The sequence below is a fragment of the candidate division WOR-3 bacterium genome (assembly GCA_016867815.1).
Taxonomy (GTDB): Bacteria; Hydrothermota; Tepidihabitantia; order Tepidihabitantales; family Tepidihabitantaceae; genus UBA2258.
Genome location: VGIR01000067.1, coordinates 1 through 16,112, shown reverse-complemented (window position 1 = coordinate 16,112; position 16,112 = coordinate 1). Strand labels below are relative to the sequence as shown.

Sequence of the window (16,112 nt, the reverse complement as noted above, 5' to 3'; positions counted from 1 at the left end):
TATTCATCACACAAGTGTAACCAGCCAGGCGTTGAGCACGATGCCCTTCTTCTTGTCTGCCCGGGCGCATCCGAGCGCCTGCCGACCGACAAATCTCACGCACGTTCCGTCTCATCTCTCTCCATCTCCGCGGAGCAATTCCCGCTGACCGTCTTACCTCTCTCAGGGGGTCACCATGTACCCAGGCCAGAACTACCAGCCGAAGTCGGAAGTCACAAACCAGAAGGCAGAAGCCGGAAATGAGTGAGCGGGGAGGGAGACCGCAGATGGCGCATCGTCCGGACTTCTGCGATCTGCGTTCTGGATTCTGACTTCTGAATTCGGCCGATTGTCTTGACTACATTCGGTCCGCGACTTCGATGCCGAGCAGAGCCAGACCGGTCGCAAGGACCTTGCCGGTCATCTCGACAAGGAAGAGGCGGGCGTCGCGGAGTTCGGCTGTCTCGGCCTTGAGGACGGGCGCCTTGTCGTAGAACGCCGAGAAGTCCCGGGCAATGCGGTAGATTCGTCCGGCAATTCGGTGCGGCTCGTACGATTCGGCCGCAGAGACAACGGCATCCGGGAACCGGGCAAGGGAGCGCAGAAGAGAGATCTCTTCGGAAAGAGCGAATAGTGAAGAGTGAAGAGTGAAATCGGCCGGGCGGAAGTCGGGTGCCTTGCGGAGGATTGAGCGGGTGCGGGTGTAGGCATACTGGAGATAGGGCGCGGAGTCGCCATCGAGCGCCAGCATCCGGTTCCAGTCGAACACGACTTCCTTGATGCGGCTCTGAGAAAGGTCGGCATACTTGATGGCGCCGATGCCGACGATGCGGCTGATTCGTGTCTTCTCTTCAACGGAGAGTTCGCGGGCCTGGACAACCGCCTCGGCACGGCGGATTGCCTCGGTAATGACATCCTCGAGGAATACTACCCTGCCCTCTCGCGTGGACATCCGGCCTTCAGGCAGTCGGACCAGGCCGAAGGTCACGTGAATGCACGGAACGCCGATGCCGAGCTTGGTCAGAGCGGCACTGAACTGGCGGAAATAGAGCTCCTGTTCCTTGCCGACCACGTAGAGCATCTTCTCGGGATGCCAACGCTCGATACGGTACTCGGCAGTGGCAAGCTCGCGGGTCGCGTAGAGGCTGGTGCCGTCCGACTTCTGGAGGATGAGCGGAGTCTCGATACCGGCGTCGTCGAGCGGTATGATGACCACGGTTTCGTCCGCCCCTACTTCGTCCCCGCCGGTCACCATCGCGGCAGCCGGCTGCTCACGTCTGGCCACGCCGTGCTGGAGCGCGCGGCAGACGACACCGGCCAACCGGTCCTCGTAGGCGCTCTCGCCGCGCATCGAGTCGAACTTCACACCCAGCAGGTCATAAATGCGGCCGAACTCGGTCGTGCTTAGCTTGACGAAACGCTGCCAGAGCGAACGGGCATTGTCGTCGCCGGTTTCGAGCCGACGGAACCAGTCCCGGGCTTCGAGTTCGAGGCCGGCATTCGCCTTCGCCTCCTCGTGGAACCGGACATACAGGCTGAGCAGGTGGGCGGTCGGGTTGCGTTCGAGTTCCTCTTCGCTGCCCCAGCGGTTGAACGCGCAGAGGAGTTTGCCGAACTGCGTCCCCCAGTCCCCAAGGTGGTTGTCGCCAATGACCTGGTAGCCGAGGAAACTCAGGATGTTGTGCAGTGCCTGGCCGATGATAGTAGAGCGGAGATGGCCGACCGAGAACGGCTTGGCGATGTTCGGAGATGAGTAGTCGATGACTATGGAGTGACCCATCCCGGCTCCGGAGCTGCCGTACCGTTCCGGGTTCCGGCTGAAGTCGGCGATGACTTCCTGCGCGAAGCGTGCCCTATTGAATCCCAGGTTCAGATAACCTTTGAGTGCGGTCGCAGAAGCAAAGCGCGTCCCCTCGAGTTGCAGCGCCCCGGCGAGGCGTTCGGCAAGTGCCTGAGGATTCTCGCCTCGTTCCTTGGCGATGCGGAACAGGGGTACCGCGAGATCGGCCTCGATGCCGCCCTCGACATCGCGCACCTCGGCCGGGGCAATGCTGACGCCCTGTGCGGCGAGCAAGCCGACCAGTTCCTCGCGGCAGCGGGTCAGGTAGTAACCAGTGTCAGGCATTGGGTTCCGGGATTGACCCAAGGGCTTCGCTGAAGTTGCCGAGTGCCGGTTCGTCGCGGAGCACGAATGTCACCGAGCTGGGCTTCAGGTTGGTTCGCCCATGGCTGAGCGCGGCAGCCACCATAAGACGCGCGCAGGCGTCGGCCGGAAAGCCGCCGACCCCGGTTCCGAGCGCGGGGAACGCAATCGAGTCGATGCCCAGCCTCGCAGCTTCACTCAAGGAGCTCCGAGTCGCCTTCGATATGAGGTTGGCGCTGGTAGCGAGGTCCTGGCCCATAGCCGCGGCGTGGATGCAGTAGCGGGCTTTGAGGCTGCCGGCCGAGGTCGTCACGGCCTGTCCCGGCTCAATCGGACCGAGCTGCATCGCCTGGCGCTCGATCACCCCGCCGCCTTTGGCCTTGATGGCCCCGGCCACGCCCGACCCCATCCAGAGGTGGTTGTTGGCGGCGTTAACGACGGCGTCGGTCTCCTGCTCGGTGATGTCCCCGAGAACTGCGGTCAGCTGCAGTCGGCCGATTTTCCTTGAATACGGGCTAGGACTCATGCTGCAAGATCACCCGCATGACGTCGTCGGGTGAGCCGGCCTTGTTCAGGCCGATGCGCACGTCGTCCTTACGCAGTAGTTTGGAGAGCCGCGCCAGGGTCATGATGTACTCGGTCTTCTGTTCCTCCGGTGCGGCAATCAGAAAGATGAGGTGCGACGGTTTGCCGTCCAGGCTGCTGAAGTCAACACCCGAGTCAGACCGGCCGAACGCGAGCACGATACTGGAGACAGCCCTGGTCCGGGCATGAGGAATCGCGACGCCCAGGCCGATGCCGGTGCTTTCCATGTTCTCGCGCCGGACAATGGCCGAAACGAACTCCGATTCCTCGGTGATGGCGCCGGCCGCCACGAGCGGGTGGACCAGTTCGTTTATCACAGCGAACTTCTCCTTCGACTGCAGGCTGAGCACAATTGCCGAGCGGGGCAGCAGCTCGGATATCTTCGCCATCAACGTACCTCCATGGGTTATTTCACGAACACGACCGGCCGGCTGCTCTGGCGAACGAGCTCGGAACAGGTAAGTCGGCAATCCGCGCTGGCGACTACCAGTTCGGCATCGTAGCTGGTGCTGAGACTGACCAGTTTCTGCAGCGGATCGCCGGTCTCGAGCAGCAGCGAGATGCGGACATCCTTCTGGAACGCGTCGTCCTCGATTTCGTACAACTGGCTCCAGGCGCGTTCTTCGGCGTCGGACGTCTGGGTGTCTCTGCGGCGTGGCGCGTCAGGGTTGATGACCGACAGCGCAAACACTCGGCACGACATGCCTTTGGCCAGGCGCAAGGCCCACGCGGCCGCAGTCGCCATGCCCGGTGTATCCTCAACATAGAGCGCGATACGTTCCATATTACTTCCCTACACAGAAGCGGGCGAAGACCCGGTCAAGTATGTCGCGGCTGGTCACTGGAGTATCAACCTGACTGAGCATATCAACCGCCGACCTGGTTTCAAGAGCGGCGGTTTCGAGGGTCTGCGCAGAGCCGGCCCGGATCAGCGCGTCGCGGCAGGCCGATAGCGCCTCAAGCTGGCGACGGTTCACCATCAGTTTCGGACCCGGACCGGCCCGCAGCATGCCGGCAAGGTGCGTTCGGAGCTCGGCAATGCCGGCTCCGGTGCGGCACGAGACCGGCATCATCCCGGCCCGGAATCTGTGGGCGAACGAACGGTCGAACCGGCGTCGCAGGTCAGCTTTGTTCAGGACGCAGATGGCGGGCCGGCTCCCGACAGCCGCAAGCACCATCCGGTCAGAGGGGCCTGCCGGCCGGGAGCCGTCAAAGAGCGCGATTACGATGTCGGCCTGTTCTACCGCCCGATTGGTATGGACGATGGCCAGCCGGCTCAGATGCGTTCCGGCCCGGCCCGTAAGCCCGGCAGTATCAACGAACCGCACCGGGACCCCAGCCAGGACAACGGTCGCGTCAATCCGGTCCCGGGTCGTGCCCGAGACCCGGCTCGTGATGGCCCGCTCGCCCTCGACCAGTTGGTTGAACAGGCTTGACTTGCCGGCGTTGGGCCGGCCAATGATGGCGACGTTTGCACCCTCAATGAGAAGCCGACTTTCCGCAGCCGATTCGACAATCTCGGTGAGATGCTTCTCAATGCGGCGTATCCGGGAAGCGGGTACAGCTCCGCAGCTGCCGCCGTGCTCATCGAATCCCAGGCTGTACTCCATCTCTGTCTGCAGTTCCTTCAGGTCCTCTGCTATCCCGGCAACGAGGCGAGACAGCTCTCCGCGGTAGCGCGCAAGCGCTCCCCGAAAGGCCGCTTCTGATCGGGCCTCGGCCATGTCGGCAACCGCCTCAGCTTGGGATAGGCTCATCTTGCCCGCCAGGACTGCACGGCGTGTGAACTCCCCCGGCTCCGCCACCCGACAGCCGGCGCGAAGCAGCATTGTCATCACCCTGTCAGCGGCAACCGTGCCGCCGTGGCAGGATATCTCGGCCGTGTCCTCGCCGGTGTAGGAGCGGGGAGCTCGGAACACGGTTACCAGCACCTGGTCGACCGGTTCCATCGCTGCGGTGCAGAGCCAGTTGAGCCGGACTGTATGCGAATGCTGGCGTGAGGGTTTGCGTTCCGGGAAGAAGCGGTCGAGAATTGCGAATGCCCCGTGGCCTGATACCCGGATTACGGCCATGCTTCCGGTCCCGGGTGGCGTGGCCACGGCGCAGATGATGTCACGGAAGTGACCGTCGGCGGGTGACAAGCGTCGAATGCCTGCCCCCGGAATCGAGCGGCGGAGCATTGACGAAGGACCATCAGATCGGGACGGAAAGATGTTGGATGGACGCGGACGCCGGCGCGGGCCGGTCATTTCTTTGCCGGGGAGAGAATGACCACTCGCGGTGAGCCTTCGCCGACCGCACGGGCCCGGACTCCTGGCGTCTTTTGCAGTTCGTCCTGGACCACTTCAAGTTCCTCAAAGGTGAGGGGCTCCAGTTCCATCTCGCGGCCGTTTTCGAGCACGATTCTGGCGATGGCCTGGGCTTTGGCACGCAGGAAGCTCGCGCGGCGCTGGCGGTAGCCGGCAATGTCAACGATAACCTTGGGCACGTTGGGATAGTGCCTGGCCACCATCAGCCGGACGACGTAGCCGATGGCTTCGAGCGTGGCGCCGTGGCGACCGATGATGATTCCGCTCGAGCGCCGGGCATGGATGTTCGCGTAGTAACCTTCAGGGTGGAGTTCCACTTCCACCCGGGCGCGGATGCCAATGTGGTGGGCGAGGAACTGCACCTCCTGCCGTATCAACTCCGGCTCAAGCGGCACCGGAGGCGGGGTCGCGGCTACTTCGGAGGGGGCGCCGTCGCCAGGGACGGCTCCCTGCGACTCTTGGGTTTGCTCCACGGCATACCTCCCTTCATGGCTATCAGGCTCTCACCGATGGACAGGACGTTGTACATGAACCAGTAGAGCTGCAGGCCACTCGGCATGTTCAGGAAGATCAAGGTAATGAACACCGGCATGATTATCGTCATGGCGAGGTTCTTCTTGTCGGCCGATGTTATCAGTGTCTGGACGATAGACGACGCGCCCATGAGTATCGGCACTAGCCCGATTGCGGCACCGCCGACCATCGGCAGGCCTTGCGGCAGGTGGCCAAAGAGCGCGTCGGGCACGGACATGTCCTTCAGCCAGAACACGAACGCAGCCCCACGGAGTTCGATCGCGTTGCTGAGAACTGCGTACAGCGCCCAGAACACCGGCATCTGGACCAGCAACGGCAGGCAGCCGGACGCCGGGTTTATCTTGTACAGCTTGTAGAGCTGCATCGTTTCGGCGTTGAGCTTCTGCGCGTCGTTCTTGTACTTCACCTTCAGCTCGCTGATCTTGGGCTGCAGCAACTGCATCTGTCGCATCTGCTTGGTCTGGGTGCGGGTCAGCGGATAGAACGCCAGCTTCATCAGTATCGCGAAGACGATGATGGCCAGGCCCCAGTTGCGCACGATGGTGTACAGCAGGCGCAGGAACCAGAGCATCGCTACGGCAAGCGGCCGGGTCCAGCCGAGGCCGATGACGTTGTCGAGCCCGAGGCCAAACGCGCGCAGCCGTGCGTGCTCAAGCGGGCCCAGGTAGACCGTGAACTGGGTCTCCGGCGAGGGGTTCTTCACTACGGCGCTGAATCCCAGGCGGCCACTGTCAACCGAAACGGCGTAGGTCGAGTCAAAGGTCCGGTCGCAGGCGATGACCGCGAGCAGGAAGTATCTCGACTTCACGCCGACCCACTCGGCGGTGTCACACTTCCCCTGCGGGTTCTTCAGCTTGCCGGCCGGCGTCTGCTGGAGTTTCTTGCCCACATGTGCGTAGAAGTGGAAGTGGATCAGTTCCGCTTTGGGGTTCTTCTCGGTCAGGGCGAGCCCGGCCATGCCGTCGACGGCGAAACCTCGGGCCGGGCCGGCGACAGAGACTCGGTGGTCGAGCGTATAGTCCTTGCCGAGACTGAAGGTCTTGGTCAGGATCAGGCTGTCGGAGCGCGCGGTGAACGTGACCGAGCTGTCGTTTCTCGTCACCTGCATCGGCGTGGAGGCGGTGCTGACCCAGCCCTGTGGCAGTTCTACAGCCGTTCCCAGCAGGTTCCTGCCTTGCGGTACGACTTCCACCTGGTACTTCTTCATCCAGACTGACCTGACCGCGCCGCCGACGCTCGTGAACTCCAGCCGCACCAGTTCGTTCTCCAGCGTGACGATGGACTCGGCCGCTGGTTCGGCCGCAAGCGGAACCAGTGATTGCGCTTGGACAGGCTGAAGCACCGGTACGTCCGATTGGCCTGCCTGAACCGGCTGAGCAGCCTGCGGCTGGGTCTGCTGAGTCGGAGCCGCAGCCTGCTGGGGTGGAGTTGCTCGCGGCCGGAGGAAAATCTGCGAGAGGATAAGGATTGCGGCCACCAGCACGAAGCCAATGATGGTGGTCGTCGTGCTGGACGTCTGTTGATCGTTTCTCATGCGGTGGTCGTTCTCCGTTTGGTGGCGAAGTCCGGGCCCTGTCCTTGGTCCTTCGCCCTTGGTCCTTCTGTCGGTACCGGGTCATCGCCGCCCGCGGCCCAGGGGTGACAACGGGCGATACGTCTCACTGCCAGCCAGGAGCCGCGGACTGCGCCGTATTCGGCAATTGCGTCCAGCGCGTACTGCGAACAGGTTGGCTGATAGCGGCAGGAGTTGGGAAGGACGATACCGAGTGTGCTGCGATACAGCCGGACGAGCAGTTGGAGAAGTGTCGCCATCAGCCTACGAAAAGACAAAGCGGAATGGACAAAGGACCAAGCCAGGAGGAAAGGACGAAACGGAAAGGTCGAGGCTTTCTTGGCCTTCGCGCCTAGCCATTGCTTTGTCCTTGCTGCTTTGTCCTCTGTACTTCCGTTGCCCGCAGCGTGTGTTCGAGCAGTACTGCGAAGGGCAGCTTCCCGGCAGCAACCGTCGGCTGTATGAGATAATCGTACCCGGCCGGAAACCACTCCTTGTTTCGGCGGAATATCTCGCGGAGACGGCGCTTCAGACGGTTGCGGGCGACCGCGTTGCCAACCCCGCGCGGTAACAGAAACGCCACGCGGCGCGTGGGCAGGTCGGGCAAGGCCGGATTGTCGGTCGGGGAATCAGGACTCGGCGCGCAGCGCAGGCTGAGGTACCGAGTACCGACCTTCATTCCCACCCGCTTCACCCGGGCAACGTCTCGTCGTCGGCGCACGATTTCCGCTCTTGCCAGCGACTCTGTCATTCATACGGCCAGGCGTTTGCGGCCTTTTGCGCGGCGGCGGCTGATGACGTTGCGGCCTCCGGGCGTCTGCATCCGGGCCCGGAACCCGTGAGTACGCTTGCGGCTGATGTTGGATGGTTGGTATGTTCTTTTGGGCATGGGTGTTCCTCAACTGCGATTATAGGCCGGACGTCCGGGTAAGTCAAGAAACGAGCCGGGCTTGGTCAGCACTATGCCGGTCGGGTTCGCGCGGGCATGGCGCTTCCACTATAGGCGGACCGCACTTGCCACCATGCCAATTCGCAGAGATTCGACGGGCAAGTCAAGTTCCCAGGGCGACCTGTGCAAAGACGACCCGTCAGTTCATTCGCGAGATCCGTGGTCCAACGGGTCCTCGCCTGCAGCTACTGCTGGGTGTACAGGCCGGACTGCTCGACGTCCGCGGGCAAGTCTGGCGCGAACGCCTTCAGATTGCGGACAAGTTCGCGAACTGCCGATGAGTCAACCGCACAGATGGACACGTCGGCTTTCGCGCAAGCCACGTTCCCCGCTATTCTCCACTGCCCGACCTCAGTCCATGTGAGAGACGAAAACCAGTCGCGATAAACCAGGGCGGTTCTCACGCCCCTCTTTTCCGCGAGACCGAGTACCATATCATCGGAATAGTCCCTCCGCAATCTCAGCCGCCCGCAGTCCAGGTCTGAAAGGCCCACCAGGTCAGTCAGTTTCGTATCGGCCAGGAACGAGACAGCGCCGATGTCGTTCACTGCAACCTGGGTGTCACGGTAGTATCGGCCGAGGAAAAGCCCCATCTGGTACTGCTGTTCGTAGATGTTCTTTGTTGACCGAGGCGTGACATACAGGAACCGTGCGGCCCGGACGAGCACCGGGCTGCAAATCAGCGTCAGGAGAAGTGCCGCAGCAGCGTGACGGGGCGATGCCAGTGGGTTGAATGTGAAGGCGGGTCCGGATTCCCACAACCCGGTGCAGATGGCTGTCAGCCCGGTCAGGACAAGGTAGGCGTCGTACCGGTAGAGCCATCCCGCCTGTGCGAAGGTAAGGTGCAGGATGGTCGTCCCGATGAAGATGGCCAGGGCGTATAGGACTGTGCTTCGGGGAGGCTTCTTCCACATGCGGAGCAGCAGCAGGAGGGAGGCGACGATGAGCAGCAACAGCAGGTGCGGGCTCCTGCCGGCGTTGGCCCAGAAGCGGTAGCCCAAAAGTGTCTCGACAATTCCTCTCACGTTGAGGTCAGGGATTGAGCCTTTCAGCAGCACGCTGTTCGGCAGGAAGTGCCAACCTCTTGAGACGGACCAGACCCCATACGTCAACGGCGCAACCAGGGCGGCGGCTCCGACAATTGCAGCTCCGGCGATGCGTCGGTTCAAGAGAAGCAGCACGCAGAGCACGAGCGCCAGGAACAGACCTTCGTACCTGACCGCGGTCAGGAGAGCGGCGAGCAGAGCGAGAAGTCCAACGTCGCGAGGCGGGAGCCGTCCGGCAGAACTGAGAACCCGGGCCGCCAGCCAGACCAGGCCCAGGGCGAGTGCCGCGTGCAGCGCGTGCTCCATTCCCGTGTATGCTACCGGTGGCAGCGGCGTCAGCAGTACTCCGAGGACGCAGGCGGCCAAGACCGCGGGTCGGCTGGTGATGTGTCTATTGAGAACGGAGTATGCGACTATCACCGCAAGCGTGCCGGAAAGCAAACTGAGGACAAACGGCGTGACCTCGTTCACCCCGAAGAGCAGATAAGAACCGGAGACCAGCAGAGTCCACAGCGGCGAAGAGGACGAGCCGGAGAATCCGTGTCGCGTCACCCCCCAGGTGCCGTGCAGCACGGCGTTCTTGGCCATGGCCATCTGGATGTAGGTATCGTCCAGTGGGTATATCAGGCGTCCCGAGGTCAGGTGCAGCGACAGCGCCAGCATTGCCATCATCGTCAGCCCGAAGACGGCCAGGGAACCGAAGAGCGGCCAATGCTTCGGGCCGGCGCCGGACGAACGAGGCGGAGGCGCGTCGGTGCTCGTTGCCAAGGTCTGTCAGATTACGCCCGGGGGGTGGCGTGTCAAGGAGTGAGCGCGGCAGCTGGTTCGTGCCTCGCGTTCGTGCTTCGAAACCGCGAGGGCCGCGGACGAGCCGCGGCCCTCTTTAGGGAGGCAGATGTCTAGCCGAGAATAGCCTTGAGGTCTTCGTCGGCGGTCTTGGTCGGCGCCAGTTGGTACTTGTCCACGAGGATCTTCACGAGATTGGGGGTGAGGAAGGCGGGGAGCGAGGGACCGATGCGTATGTTCTTGACGTCGAGCGCGAGCAGGGTGAGGAGGATGGCGACCGCTTTCTGTTCGTACCAGGAGAGGATGATGGAGAGGGGCAGTTTGTTGACTTCGGTGTTGAAGGCCTGGGCGAGCGCAAGGGCGATCTGGATCGCGGAGTAGGCGTCGTTGCACTGGCCGATGTCGAGCAGGCGCGGGATGCCTTCGATGTCGCCGAGTTGGAGGTGGTTGAACTTGAACTTGCCGCAGGCGAGGGTGAGGACGATCGTGTCCTTGGGCGTCTTTTCGACGAGCTCGGTGTAGTAGTTGCGCTCGGGCTTGGAGCCGTCGCAGCCGCCAACCAGGAAGAAGTGCTTGATCTTGCCGGCCTTGACCAGCTCGATGACCTTGGGCGCAGCGGCCAGGACGGCGTTGCGGGCGAAGCCGACCAGCGTGGTCTTCTCCGGTTCGTCAGCGGTGAACCCGGGCGCTTCGAGCGCAGCCTTGATGACCGGCGAGAAGTCCTGGTTCGGGATGTGCGCGACGCCGGGCCAGGCCACCAGGCCCGAGGTGAAGATGCGGCCGAAGTACTCGTCACGCGGCTTCTGGATGCAGTTGGTGGTCATCAGGATGGCGCCCGGAAAGTCGGCGAACTCCTTCTGCTGGTTCTGCCAGGCGGTGCCGTAGTGGCCGACGAGGTGGCCGTACTTCCTCAGGTTCGGGTAGCCGTGTGCCGGCAGCATCTCGCCGTGGGTGTAGACGTTGATGCCCTTGCCCTCGGTTTGCTTGAGCAGCGCCGCGAGGTCGCGGAGCGAGTGGCCGGAGACGAGGATCGCCTTGCCCTTGACCGGGGTCATACGCACCGGCGTGGGCGCCGGATGGCCGAAGGCGCCGGTGTTGGCCGCGTCGAGCAGTTCCATGGTACGGTAGTTGAGCCGGCCCGCGTCGAGGGCAGCGGCAAAGAGCGTGTCCGCGTCCAGCTGGTCCCGGGCCAGCAGGTCGAGGATCCGGTGGAACTCGGCATAGGCGGCGTCGTCTTCCTGGCCGAGCTTCTGGGCGTGGTCTGCATAGGCGGCCGCGCCTTTGAGCCCGTAGAGCGCGAGGTCGTGCAGGTCGGCGAGGTCGTCGCCCCAGAGCTTGTGCCGCGCGAGCACTCCCTGCTCGTGGCCCTGTGCGAAGATCTCGGAGCCGATGACAGGCGGCTGCCATGCAGCCGGTCCGGACAACTGCTCCGGCGTCTTGCCCGACTTGCGGCAGGCTTCCTCGTACATGGTCCTGGCCTTGTTGCGCATCTCGAACGCCTGCTCGAGCCAGCCGGACAGGCGTTCGGTGTCAAAGTCGACGTTGGTGATGGTGGTGAAGAGCGCCTCGACCGTAAACACGTTAACTTCTCGGTCGACCGCTCCCAAAGCGCGCGCGCGATGGGCGTACTGGGACACGCCCTTGGTCGCGTACACAAGAAGATCCTGCAAAGTCGAGCAGGTTTCATCCTTGCCGCAGACGCCGTGGGCGGTACAACCGGTGCCTCGGGCGGTCTGCTCGCATTGGTAGCAGAACATACTCACGGATTGTCTCCTTCTGGTTGGGTTTGGTTTGCGGTTGCGTCGAACCGGGGCGGGACCACCGGGCGCGGTGCCTTGATGACAAGGAACTCGAGCCGGTCCCGGGTTTCGTTCCGCACCCGGTGGAACGTCTCTTTCGGATGGGGGACAAGCGTGCCGGCCTCAGCCCGCACGCTGCCGGCATCGGACTCGACGGTCCCGATGCCGGTGATGATGTAGAAGAGCGTGTCCACCGGCGCGGCGTGGCGGACGAGTGCGTGGCCGGCCGGCAGAGCGATGTGAACCACCTCGACGTCGGGAGAGGCGAAGAGGCGGTGCGCGTCCAGGCCGTTCGGATTGGGAACGACCGGCGAATCGGCCACCGTGATGGGTCTCACTTCGCCACTTTGCCGTCGAGACCGATGGTCACCTGGGCGAATGGTATCGGCTTGCCCGAAGCGGCGATGGCCTGCTGGACGATCTGCACCAGGCCGAAGCAGCAGGGCACGGTCATATGCGCGACCATGACCGACTTGGGTTCGTTCTCCCGGAACAGCTCGGTCAACTTCTCAAGGTAGTGGTCGGTATCGTCGAGTTTGGGGCAGGCGATTATCAGCACCCGGTCCTTCAGCAGTTCGTCGTGGAAGTTGGGGTGCGACGAGCCGACGCAGTCGGCCGAGAGCAGGAGGTCAGCGTTCCTGAGATAGGGCGCGCTGACCGGGACGAGCATGAGCTGGATCGGCCAGTTGCGCAGGCGCGATGACCGCGCGGCGCCGGGGGCGGCAGTCGCAGCTTTGGCCGGCTCCGGCGACAGGTCGCGGACGGCCGAGCCGGGGCAGCCGCAGGCAAGGTTCTTCTTCTCTCTGGGCATGGGGATTCCTTTCTTCTCAAGGCAGGCCACGGCCTCATTGTAGTAGGCGGTCGCGCCGTGTTCCTTCAGGTGGTGAAGGTGGGCCGCAATCGTGTTCGGCCCGGCCTTCACGATGTTCTCCATTACGCGCGCCTCGTCGTAGGGTTCGGCCTCGCGTTCGGTGACTTCCATCGCGCCTTCCGGGCAGTTGCCGACGCAGGCGCCGAGCCCGTCGCAGAACAGGTCGGATATCAGCCGCGCCTTGCCGTCGATGACCTGCAGGGCACCTTCCGGGCAGTTGGGGATGCACTGGCCGCAGCCGGTGCACTTCTCTTCGTCGATACGGATGATCTTGCGTTTACTTCCCATTGTTTCCTCCGAATTCCTTCATCAGGTCGGTCAGACGGGTGCGCTCCAACGTGCGCATCACGTCACGGTTAAGCTTGCCGAAGTAGTCGCTCAGCGCACAGCCCTTTGCCGTGCACACCGGCTCGTCGAACAGGCACTCGCGGGCCTGCATCGGTCCCTCGATCGCCTCGTAGATCTCGCGCAGCGTTATCTGCCGCGGCGCCCGGTTGAGCCGGTACCCGCCGGCCGGGCCGCGCGCGCCGGACACGAGGCCGGCGCGCTCGAGCGCCACCATCACCTTGGCAAGGTGAGCGGCCGAGGCCTTCAGCCTGGACGCGATCTCACGCGTGCGTGTCAAAGGCTCCGGACCGGCCGCTATGACGGCTAGCGCGTGCAAGCCGAGGTTGGCCGCCTCGGAGACCCGGAAGGGAGCGGAACCGTTCTGACGCTTGGTATTAGCCATTTCGGTATAAGAATACTGAAATAGGGCCGGGTGTCAAGCGTTTTCTTTCTACGTCCGAAGTCAGGCGTCAGAATGCAGAAGCGGACCATGGAGAGGTGGGATGCCGTGTGACGATCAGGTGGGCAGGCTGGATGATCTATCAGTGTCTAGCGCGTTGATCCGTGGTTGGCTGGCGCCGGTGCCGGGTCGGCTAGGCGGCGGACAGGAGCACGCGGGCCGCGGTCTTCGCGCCGGTGATGGCGTGCCTACCCCAGCCGCTGCGGGCCATCTCGGCCAGTCGGCCGCTTCGTCGCAGTTCCGCTAGGGTGTCGCCAAGCCGGGCAGCTGCGGCCGTGCCATCGAGCGGGAGACAGACGCCCTGTTCCGAGGCGAACGCGAAGTTGTCGGGCGCAAACGGCCCGATGTGGGGCAGCAGCGCGAGCATAGGCAGCCCGAGGCCGACTGCCCAGCCGGTTCGCTCGTGCGCGGCGCAGACCATCAGGTCCAGGTCAGGAAAGACACCCGCTAATGCGCCGGTTGATGACTCGCGGTCCCGCGCCCAGATGACCCGAAAAGCCTCGTCAAGCGCTCCGGCCCGGCGGAGCGCGAACTGGGTTTTGGCAGCCTTTAGCATCCCGGTGCCCCACGAGATGACTGCTTTGTGACCGGCGCGCGTGACCGATGCCAGACCGGCGGAGATAGCGGCGGTATGGGGTCTGGGTTCGGCGCCGGAGGCGAAGAAGCCTACCGTGAGTGGTTGGTCAGAGTCGAGCCGGGCCAGCCGGGCCTGTAGCGTCGACTCGGCGATCTCGGCTAGCTGGGGTTCAACCACGAGGCCGGTCACGGAGAGCCGTTCGCTGTTCACGCCCAGCGCTTCCAGCTTCTGAGCCGTGGATTCAAGAGGCACAAACGTGCGCCAGGCGTCGGGGACCGCGGACAGCCCGGGTGCGGCAATCTCGCAGTGAAGGTACGCGGCGCGGCAGACCGGGGAGAGGATATGAGCGAGCAGCGGGTGGTCGACGATGCAGACACCCTCGTAGCCGGTGAAGGCCTTGCGCAGGCTGGAGCCGAGAAGGCTGAGTTGGAGTCCTGACGGTTTCGCGTCAGGGGATCGAAGGCGGTTGTACAACCAGGTGGCCGGGCCGCCCTGACCGCCGAGCCGATAGGCAGTGCGGGCCATGCTCCACGCGAGCCCCGAGGTCCCGGTGCAGAGATCCGGCACCGTTAGCCGCGGGACATGACCGCGAAAACGGGGACTGTACCGCGCGTCCTCCCGTTCCATAGGACTGTCCCCGCTTTCGCGCTGCAGTCGTTCGAGCGCCAGCAGGACCGAATCGAGATACGCCGGATGGCCGCGGCCGACTTCAGAGCAGACAGAGACCAGCGGAGAATGACGAATGTCGAATGACGAGTGTCGAATGTCGGAAGCCGTCGGACTCATTTCAGGAACTTGGAGAAGCGGCGGTCGGCGAGTTCGCGGCCACCGGTCTGGCAGGTCGGGCAGTAGTAGAGCGTGGACTCGCTGTAGCTCACGCGCTTGACCGGCGTTGAGCAGGCAGGGCAGGGCTGGTCGAGCCGGTCATGGACGCGCAGGAACGTGCGGTCCTTGCGCTCGGGCAGGCGGTCAAGAGCCCGGAGGTGCACTGTGGCGTCCTGCAGCACCTTCTTCACCGCCATGTAGAGGCGGATGGTCTCCTCGGGTTTTACCGCGGTCGAGAGAGTGAAGGGAGAGAGGCGTGCTTCGAGGAGTATCTCATCAGAGAAGCAGTTGCCGATGCCGGCGATAGCCGACTGGTCGGTCAGGAATCGCTTGAGCGTGCGCGAGCGGCGAGCAAGCGCCTGCTTGAAGCGGGCGAGCGTGAACTCCGGAGCCAGCGGGTCAGGGCCGAGCCGGGCAACGATGTCGATCTGGTGCGGGTCGGTGACGAGGTAGATGCTCAGACGGTGCTTGGTGCTATCCTCGACAACGCGGAGGTCCTCGTCGCGGTCGAGGCTGAGGACGAACGCGTGGAGTCGGTTGAGGGGTGCCTTGGTCGGGCCGAACGCAAACCGGCCCGAGAGCATCAGATGGATGCAGAGGTAAAGGGGAGAAGTGGAAAGGGGAAATGGCGAAGTAGATGTGGGAACCGGAGATGTGGCCGAGGGAAGGGCAGAAGTGGAAGGGGGAGATGATGAAGTGGTCGGCGGAGGCAGCGAACTCCCCGTGGAACCATCGATGGCGATGCAGATGACTTTGCCGAAGCGGCTGACCGACCGGATGTGCCTGCCGACAAGCGATTCCAGCGGCGGTGTCACCGTTTTCAGGGCGACCGGTGAGCGGACGAGTGCGCCGGCTGCGACGCGTCCGGTGAGCGCGAGCCGCAGCCGGTCCTTGGTTACTTCCAGTTCGGGCAGTTCAGGCACATCTGAAGATAGGCGACGCCGCGCCGGGCGTCAAACTCTGCAACAGGTTCGGAGCCACGCGCGTCCGAGTACGCCGAGCACGCTTGACTTGGCAGAGGTCGATACTATGCTCACTTCTTCTCCAATGAGTGGCGAGACCAAGCCCCCTGACAAGCTGCAGCAACTGCGCGCGTGCGTGCGACTCTGCATGATGCTGTCGGCCGGCAAGTAGGCTGCCTCGACGCAGGCGAGCAGCGGGCCGGTGTACATCGGCTGCGCTGGGACCGAGACGAAGAGGGCCGCGGACTGAGCGCCGGGGCCTACTTCGTGCGTATTGACATCGGCTCGGAACATGCTACACTCAAGGCAGTGGTAAGATAGTCTCGGCAACCGGAGGGGCGGGGAGACTCGCCCCTCCAGTATTGGAGCACCTATGAAGAAACTACTGCTACTGCTCGTTCCCGTGCT

The 16,112-nt window shown here is 63.6% G+C and carries 18 protein-coding genes; 1 reads left to right on the top strand and 17 read right to left on the bottom strand.

What is annotated here, in order from left to right; all coding sequences use genetic code 11:
- Positions 1-337: 337 nt before the first annotated feature.
- The 17 genes from argS to FJY68_10235 form a co-directional block, all read right to left on the bottom strand.
- The gene (gene argS, locus FJY68_10315) at positions 338-2,104 is read right to left on the bottom strand and encodes an arginine--tRNA ligase (GenBank protein ID MBM3332221.1); all 1,767 of its coding nucleotides are present in this window, start codon (positions 2,102-2,104) and stop codon (positions 338-340) included.
- Positions 2,097-2,648 carry an Appr-1-p processing protein gene (locus FJY68_10310; protein MBM3332220.1) on the bottom strand — a complete coding sequence of 184 codons (552 nt, stop codon included), beginning with the start codon at positions 2,646-2,648 and terminating at the stop codon, positions 2,097-2,099. The genes argS and FJY68_10310 overlap by 8 nt, the downstream gene beginning before the upstream one ends.
- Entirely contained in the window at positions 2,638-3,096 is a 459-nt protein-coding gene (locus FJY68_10305) for a PTS fructose transporter subunit IIA (protein MBM3332219.1), read from the bottom strand. Before FJY68_10305 ends, FJY68_10310 begins: the two co-directional genes overlap by 11 nt.
- A 17-nt stretch (positions 3,097-3,113) precedes the next feature.
- Complete coding sequence (locus tag FJY68_10300; GenBank protein ID MBM3332218.1) at positions 3,114-3,491, bottom strand: universal stress protein; 378 nt, start codon at positions 3,489-3,491, stop codon at positions 3,114-3,116.
- Position 3,492: 1 nt separating this feature from the next.
- Positions 3,493-4,956 carry a tRNA uridine-5-carboxymethylaminomethyl(34) synthesis GTPase MnmE gene (mnmE, locus tag FJY68_10295; protein MBM3332217.1) on the bottom strand — a complete coding sequence of 488 codons (1,464 nt, stop codon included), beginning with the start codon at positions 4,954-4,956 and terminating at the stop codon, positions 3,493-3,495.
- Entirely contained in the window at positions 4,953-5,393 is a 441-nt protein-coding gene (locus FJY68_10290) for a KH domain-containing protein (protein MBM3332216.1), read from the bottom strand. Before FJY68_10290 ends, mnmE begins: the two co-directional genes overlap by 4 nt.
- A 35-nt stretch (positions 5,394-5,428) precedes the next feature.
- Positions 5,429-7,084 (bottom strand): membrane protein insertase YidC, encoded by a 1,656-nt coding sequence (gene yidC / locus FJY68_10285; GenBank protein MBM3332215.1) that lies wholly within the window; start codon positions 7,082-7,084, stop codon positions 5,429-5,431.
- A complete protein-coding gene (yidD, locus tag FJY68_10280; GenBank protein MBM3332214.1) occupies positions 7,081-7,362 on the bottom strand; it encodes a membrane protein insertion efficiency factor YidD in 282 nt (93 codons plus the stop codon). The genes yidC and yidD overlap by 4 nt, the downstream gene beginning before the upstream one ends.
- Positions 7,363-7,454: 92 nt before the next feature.
- A complete protein-coding gene (rnpA, locus tag FJY68_10275) occupies positions 7,455-7,853 on the bottom strand; it encodes a ribonuclease P protein component (GenBank protein MBM3332213.1) in 399 nt (132 codons plus the stop codon).
- A complete protein-coding gene (locus FJY68_10270) occupies positions 7,854-7,991 on the bottom strand; it encodes a 50S ribosomal protein L34 (GenBank protein MBM3332212.1) in 138 nt (45 codons plus the stop codon).
- A 245-nt stretch (positions 7,992-8,236) separates the two neighbouring features.
- Entirely contained in the window at positions 8,237-9,865 is a 1,629-nt protein-coding gene (locus tag FJY68_10265; protein MBM3332211.1) for a hypothetical protein, read from the bottom strand.
- 131 nt (positions 9,866-9,996) lie between these two features.
- Positions 9,997-11,640: a hydroxylamine reductase gene (hcp, locus tag FJY68_10260; GenBank protein MBM3332210.1), complete on the bottom strand. Its 1,644-nt coding sequence runs from the start codon at positions 11,638-11,640 to the stop codon at positions 9,997-9,999.
- Between the two features lie 2 nt (positions 11,641-11,642).
- A complete protein-coding gene (locus FJY68_10255) occupies positions 11,643-12,125 on the bottom strand; it encodes a cupin domain-containing protein (protein MBM3332209.1) in 483 nt (160 codons plus the stop codon).
- Positions 12,017-12,841, bottom strand: coding sequence for a 4Fe-4S dicluster domain-containing protein (locus tag FJY68_10250; protein ID MBM3332208.1), 825 nt, complete (start codon positions 12,839-12,841; stop codon positions 12,017-12,019). The genes FJY68_10255 and FJY68_10250 overlap by 109 nt, the downstream gene beginning before the upstream one ends.
- Positions 12,831-13,283, bottom strand: coding sequence for an Rrf2 family transcriptional regulator (locus FJY68_10245; protein MBM3332207.1), 453 nt, complete (start codon positions 13,281-13,283; stop codon positions 12,831-12,833). The genes FJY68_10250 and FJY68_10245 overlap by 11 nt, the downstream gene beginning before the upstream one ends.
- 190 nt (positions 13,284-13,473) lie before the next feature.
- Positions 13,474-14,442 (bottom strand): hypothetical protein, encoded by a 969-nt coding sequence (locus tag FJY68_10240; protein ID MBM3332206.1) that lies wholly within the window; start codon positions 14,440-14,442, stop codon positions 13,474-13,476.
- Positions 14,443-14,699: 257 nt separating this feature from the next.
- Positions 14,700-15,665, bottom strand: a complete 966-nt coding sequence (locus FJY68_10235) for an Fpg/Nei family DNA glycosylase (GenBank protein ID MBM3332205.1) — start codon at positions 15,663-15,665, stop codon at positions 14,700-14,702.
- A gap of 171 nt (positions 15,666-15,836) precedes the next feature.
- Here FJY68_10235 and FJY68_10230 point away from each other — a divergent pair, with 171 nt between their 5' ends.
- Positions 15,837-16,025, top strand: coding sequence for a hypothetical protein (locus FJY68_10230; protein ID MBM3332204.1), 189 nt, complete (start codon positions 15,837-15,839; stop codon positions 16,023-16,025).
- The last annotated feature ends 87 nt before the right edge of the window (positions 16,026-16,112 follow it).

Coding starts and splice junctions, on each gene's coding strand:
- argS (MBM3332221.1), bottom strand. CDS start 2,104: ATGCCTGACACTGGTTACTACCTGACCCGCTGCCGCGAGGAACTGGTC.
- FJY68_10310 (MBM3332220.1), bottom strand. CDS start 2,648: ATGAGTCCTAGCCCGTATTCAAGGAAAATCGGCCGACTGCAGCTGACC.
- FJY68_10305 (MBM3332219.1), bottom strand. CDS start 3,096: ATGGCGAAGATATCCGAGCTGCTGCCCCGCTCGGCAATTGTGCTCAGC.
- FJY68_10300 (MBM3332218.1), bottom strand. CDS start 3,491: ATGGAACGTATCGCGCTCTATGTTGAGGATACACCGGGCATGGCGACT.
- mnmE (MBM3332217.1), bottom strand. CDS start 4,956: ATGACCGGCCCGCGCCGGCGTCCGCGTCCATCCAACATCTTTCCGTCC.
- yidC (MBM3332215.1), bottom strand. CDS start 7,084: ATGAGAAACGATCAACAGACGTCCAGCACGACGACCACCATCATTGGC.
- yidD (MBM3332214.1), bottom strand. CDS start 7,362: ATGGCGACACTTCTCCAACTGCTCGTCCGGCTGTATCGCAGCACACTC.
- rnpA (MBM3332213.1), bottom strand. CDS start 7,853: ATGACAGAGTCGCTGGCAAGAGCGGAAATCGTGCGCCGACGACGAGAC.
- FJY68_10270 (MBM3332212.1), bottom strand. CDS start 7,991: ATGCCCAAAAGAACATACCAACCATCCAACATCAGCCGCAAGCGTACT.
- hcp (MBM3332210.1), bottom strand. CDS start 11,640: ATGTTCTGCTACCAATGCGAGCAGACCGCCCGAGGCACCGGTTGTACC.
- FJY68_10250 (MBM3332208.1), bottom strand. CDS start 12,841: ATGGGAAGTAAACGCAAGATCATCCGTATCGACGAAGAGAAGTGCACC.
- FJY68_10245 (MBM3332207.1), bottom strand. CDS start 13,283: ATGGCTAATACCAAGCGTCAGAACGGTTCCGCTCCCTTCCGGGTCTCC.
- FJY68_10240 (MBM3332206.1), bottom strand. CDS start 14,442: ATGGCCCGCACTGCCTATCGGCTCGGCGGTCAGGGCGGCCCGGCCACC.